Origin of the sequence: Pseudomonas sp. HMSC063H08, assembly GCF_001813645.1 — a bacterium.
GTDB classification, from domain to species: domain Bacteria; phylum Pseudomonadota; class Gammaproteobacteria; order Pseudomonadales; family Pseudomonadaceae; genus Pseudomonas; species Pseudomonas aeruginosa.
In genome coordinates this window covers 1-248 of the sequence record NZ_KV813472.1, presented here as the reverse complement: position 1 = coordinate 248, position 248 = coordinate 1, and the positions used below count along the sequence as shown (strand labels likewise).

Genomic DNA, 248 nt, shown 5'->3' with positions numbered 1-248 from the left:
TCGAACTGGCCTGAAAGCGCCGAGGCCAGGGAGTACATGCCCTTGACTGCGCCTTGCGACTTCGAAACGAAGCCGGCCTGGATCACCGTCGGCGAATGGCGGATGGCAACGATGTCCAGATGCTCTTCCTTGCCCAGCTTGCGCGCTTCCTTCATGTACTGCCGCTGGCTGGACAGCGGCCGCCAGAACAGGCCGCTGACGAACTTGTTGCCGTGGTAGCTCAGGATCGAGACGTCTGGTCCACGGCT

Annotated in this window: 1 protein-coding gene; it reads right to left on the bottom strand. The window is 62.1% G+C overall.

The genetic code is table 11. From position 1 onward, the window contains the following. The coding region (gene pilO2, locus HMPREF2924_RS18990) for a type 4b pilus protein PilO2 (RefSeq protein ID WP_256567963.1) at window positions 1-227 on the bottom strand (227 nt) is incomplete at its 3' end. Between the last annotated feature and the right edge of the window lie 21 nt (window positions 228-248).